This window comes from Rhodoferax sp., assembly GCF_028689295.1.
Lineage (GTDB): Bacteria > Pseudomonadota > Gammaproteobacteria > Burkholderiales > Burkholderiaceae_C > Rhodoferax.
Genome location: NZ_JAQTWL010000055.1, coordinates 1 through 4,137 on the forward strand (window position 1 = coordinate 1; position 4,137 = coordinate 4,137).

Consider the following 4,137-nt stretch of genomic DNA (forward strand, 5'->3'; position numbering starts at 1 on the left):
AGGAATCTTTACTCAATCGTTGTAGGGGGTCTCGGGGCAACGCCCTGAGCAGGGGGCCGCTGCCAAGTTTTTTGCGCAGCACAAAACGTGGGCACAAGGCCCTTACCCTGCACAGTGAGTCTCTGCTATTCCCGCGCTGCTGGTGAATTGAGTCGCCTGTCAGCGCGCCTGCCGTTGGATTTTGGTTTGCCTGTCGATTCGGGTATCGTCGTCGGCTGCTTCAAATTGGTTCACCTGTCAGAACGACTGTCACACAGGTTGTGTAGCCTGTCGTATCACCTGTCGCGCCATGACTTGCAGGATTACCAATGGCGGTTTGCAAATCATCAGAGTCACCCAACAACAAAACGCAAATGTCTGCTCCCGCTGCACTGAAGCCGGACAGTCGACGGAACCGCCTCACCAAGCCGAAGGTCAGTTTCTTTTGTCTTGTGTGAAATTGAATATCCGTTCGGCTCTGGCGGGAGCACCCGCTTTGGGCATCTTATGGATCGTGGCCACGATGGGCTGGTTCATAGCATCCCGATTCGACGTCAATCCCAACGCCGGGTATGGTCTGTTGCGCCGCAAGCTACTAGACGGACCAAAGCACTCGCAGCTTACCCAGCCTAGGCTGCTCGACCCAAAGTGAATAAGCTTCTTAATGTCGCTCCGGGCATCCTGAAGAAAGGGACCGCACTCGGAAGTTGCCGACCAAGGGACGGGTTAAATATATGGTCACGTTTGGGGTGCGATGAGATGGGATTGGATCCCATGACTCATATTTCACATAGCAAAATTCAACGAAGCTGAAAATAATTTGCTACATTTGAACCAAATAGGTTAACATCTAAACCGTCGATGAACAAAAGCGAAACCGCAAACATCGATGGCTGAACCAAAAACTTGTGTTTCAAGCTTTTTTAAATTGAACAAGGAGAAATGACATGGCTATCACTGAGTTCGGAAAGGCGATTCGCAAAGCGCGACTCGACGCGAACAATGTAACGCTCTCGTCGATGGCAACTGCACTGCAAACAACCCCTAGCTTCCTCAGTGCAATGGAGATGGGGCGAAAAAAGATATCACCCGACTGGGTTAAGAAGATAGAGAGCTACTTCCAGCAACAGGGAGCGAGCGTCAGGCTTGCGGAACTCGCTGACGTAGCCAACAAAAACGTGTCAATTGATGGGCTTTCACCGGCTCAGCAAATGCTCGTTGCTGGTTTTGCGCGTGTCAACCTTGACGAGTGTGAACTTGAAAAATTTAGCCAACTTCTGGCCGTGAAAAGGACTTAAAAATGAGTCAGCCACTTCATGAGGGATTTCCAGTTGCGCCGCTTTCGCGCGCGCGCATTAGGGCGGCGGCAGTTCATGCCAGGCGTATTCTGGAATTGCCGGACGGGCGCATCAACATACCGCGCCTGCTCGACAAATTGTCCCAATATGGAATTCACTACGACGTGTTCGACCAAAAAAGTGAACCTGTTCCCCGTGAAGTGGAGGCTTGCTATGTGCCGGAAGACCGCACACTCTACATCCGCGATACGGTGCACGCGGAAATGGAAAAAGGCGGGAACAGATCACGCTTCACTTTCGGTCATGAACTAGGACATGCCGTACTCGCACACCGCCGTACCTTAAATCGCCAAAGCGGTTCAACAATTCCAATTTACTGTGGGAGCGAATGGCAAGCCAACTGTTTTGCGGCTGAATTCATCATGCCTCTTACAGAAATCACAAAGTTCAACCTGTATTCGGTGGATGCGATTGCGGAACACTTTGGCGTGTCGCCTGCTGCGGCGGGATTCCGCCTTGACGATCTAACGAAAAAAGGGGAGATAAGAAAAAAGCCCTAAGGCGTTGACGCGCCAAAGGGCTTTTCAGGACGGCATGGAAGTTGTTGCACCCCTCTGCCGCCGCAAATCTCATGGGGATGAGAGGTCAAAGAATAACACGCTTGGGCCATGCGGAACACTATTGCAGCGTAAACCCGTACTTAGGAGGTGACTATGTTGTCATTTTTCCAACGTCCTCGGGTCGTTCGTGTGTGCAGTTATGTGCGCTTTCGCAAAGGAAAGCAAGAGCATGTAATCACCCACCTGCGCTCGTTGCCGCGATAACCAGAGGTTAGTCAAGGCAGAACCCGTCGCAAATGGCGGCGGGTTCAATGCAATTTTCAACTCAATATGGAGGCCCTCATGGCCACTAAGAAACTTACTCCTGGAACACCAGCACCACGGTCTGGTCAGTATCAAAATACCACAACCCGAACTGAGGTGACCGGTACAAAGGGCAATCCTTTGCCACCCACGCCGAAGGCCGGTCAAGGCTACAAGCTAGTTGATCCAACGAAGCACAAAAAGTAGTCGGCCAGTCAGCACTCACAGAGCATGGGGCCAGGAGAAATCGCTGGCTCCATCCACTGCCTAAAGACCCATGACTGGTATCGCTGCACTGAAGCCGGACAGTCGGCGGAACCGCCTCACCGAGCCGAAGGTCAGTTTATTGCCGTCTTGTGTGAAATTGAATGTCCGCTCGGCTCTGGCGTGAGCACCCGCTTTGGGCCTTACGTATAGGCCCCAGTTGCGTTCGCCTATCGCAGTCGGGTATCCGGCATCTCGTTGTGTTGAATTTGGCGTGCTCCATACCTGCCGTTCGAGACCGACAGCTGGAAATGGCCAGTGAACTCATTCGGCCAACTGACCAGATATCCCCCACCCTGCACACTTCAATCTCGGCTACTCCCACATTGCTGGTGAATTGATTCGCCTGTCAGCGCGCCTGTCATGTAGATTGTGCCGCCTGTCGTGCCGCCTGTCACGCCGTCACTTGCACCCTGTCGGTATAGGGATCATGCCAAGCATCAGCTCAGAAATCGACTCAATTCTTCGTGAAGAAATTGTACTTGCCCAAAAGGATGACCCCGCTCTGATCGTGCGGTCGGCCTTCGAGGTCATTGAAGAATTTTTGGGTCAGGGCATGTCGCTGGAGAGAATCGCATCTGCGCTTCAAAAACATGACATAAAGATCACCAAGGGGCACCTTGTTCGCCACCTTGGCATTGTTCGGGAAGAACGCGGGCTGAAGCCGTTAAAAAGGGGCAGAAAACCAAGAGCCCCCAGCGAATCAGCCCTGGCCCCATCAATCTCAGGCCTTCAAAGTCAACCGCATGCACCGGTCAACACTGCAGGTGCTGCGCCCTCCATTGCACTGACTTATGAGGCCAACTCTGCGCCCATCGCAATCGGTCTGACTTGCAGCTCTGCAGAACAGGAAAAGTTGGTGGCCATGGGCACGGATCGGACAGTCAGAAAAAATGGCGCAACCCACCGAAATTATGCAGGTCAAACCACATTTCCAGACGAAATCACCAGGCTCAAATTCATCGAGGTGAAAGGCGAATTGTTGGACGTTACCAAGATGAATATCGATGACTACTTGACAGTGTCCAAAACCATGCCGGCCAACGGAAAACTTCCCGACGGCATGTTCGAAATCATTGCCGCAGAAAACAGGATAAGAGGCATGTACGAACGCGCACTACTCCAGTATGACGAAGCCATCGTCAAGTGGAAATCAAGCCAATAGCTTCTTACATGAATTTAAACAACCCAAAGGATGGTCATGATCAAATCGTATTTTGTGGACGGTGACAAAGGCGGCGTGGGCAAAAGCTTCGTATCCCGTTGCCTGATAGACAGCTTTATCAACCATGAAGTGTCGGGCATGCCGAAGATTGACAGATTGATCGTCATTGATGCGGATCCCATGAACCCGGATGTCGTGTGTGACAACGGGTACAAAAATGAGGCTGTCAACAACATCAAAATCATTGGCCTGCAACGCCCCATCAAATCAGAAGACGACTGGCTGAATCTGATCAATGAATTGGCTGAAACCCAAATCAATGAAACGGACGAGATCCGCCTTGTTTTTTCCTTGCCGTCTGCGGCCGGTCTTTACATCACGGAGTCAGTTTTAAGTTTGATGGCATTGATGAATCCGACACCGATCTGGGTGATGGGCATTGATGCGTCGAGCACAAATCAGCTGGAGGCCCGCGTTGGCAAAAGCCCCATGTTTTACCAAAATGGGGTGGTGCTGATCAATCTGAAGCACGGGCCCGGCAAGTCTTTTGAATTCTGGGACAAATCAA

At 51.7% G+C, this 4,137-nt stretch carries 3 protein-coding genes and 1 pseudogene; all 4 read left to right on the forward strand.

The annotated features are described in order from the left end of the window. The first annotated feature begins 926 nt into the window (after positions 1–926). A complete protein-coding gene (locus PHF15_RS16595; RefSeq protein ID WP_300122950.1) occupies positions 927–1,277 on the forward strand; it encodes a helix-turn-helix domain-containing protein in 351 nt (116 codons plus the stop codon). A gap of 2 nt (positions 1,278–1,279) precedes the next feature. Beyond that, a complete protein-coding gene (locus PHF15_RS16600) occupies positions 1,280–1,837 on the forward strand; it encodes an ImmA/IrrE family metallo-endopeptidase (RefSeq protein ID WP_300122951.1) in 558 nt (185 codons plus the stop codon). A gap of 997 nt (positions 1,838–2,834) precedes the next feature. Continuing rightward, positions 2,835–3,569 carry a hypothetical protein gene (locus PHF15_RS16605; protein WP_300122953.1) on the forward strand — a complete coding sequence of 245 codons (735 nt, stop codon included), beginning with the start codon at positions 2,835–2,837 and terminating at the stop codon, positions 3,567–3,569. A gap of 36 nt (positions 3,570–3,605) precedes the next feature. Continuing rightward, a pseudogene (locus PHF15_RS16610) lies at positions 3,606–4,137 on the forward strand (hypothetical protein); the annotation flags it as partial.

Excerpts from the sequence above, each read along its gene's own strand:
- PHF15_RS16605 (WP_300122953.1), top strand. The coding sequence starts at position 2,835 with ATGCCAAGCATCAGCTCAGAAATCGACTCAATTCTTCGTGAAGAAATT.
- PHF15_RS16600 (WP_300122951.1), top strand. The coding sequence starts at position 1,280 with ATGAGTCAGCCACTTCATGAGGGATTTCCAGTTGCGCCGCTTTCGCGC.
- PHF15_RS16595 (WP_300122950.1), top strand. The coding sequence starts at position 927 with ATGGCTATCACTGAGTTCGGAAAGGCGATTCGCAAAGCGCGACTCGAC.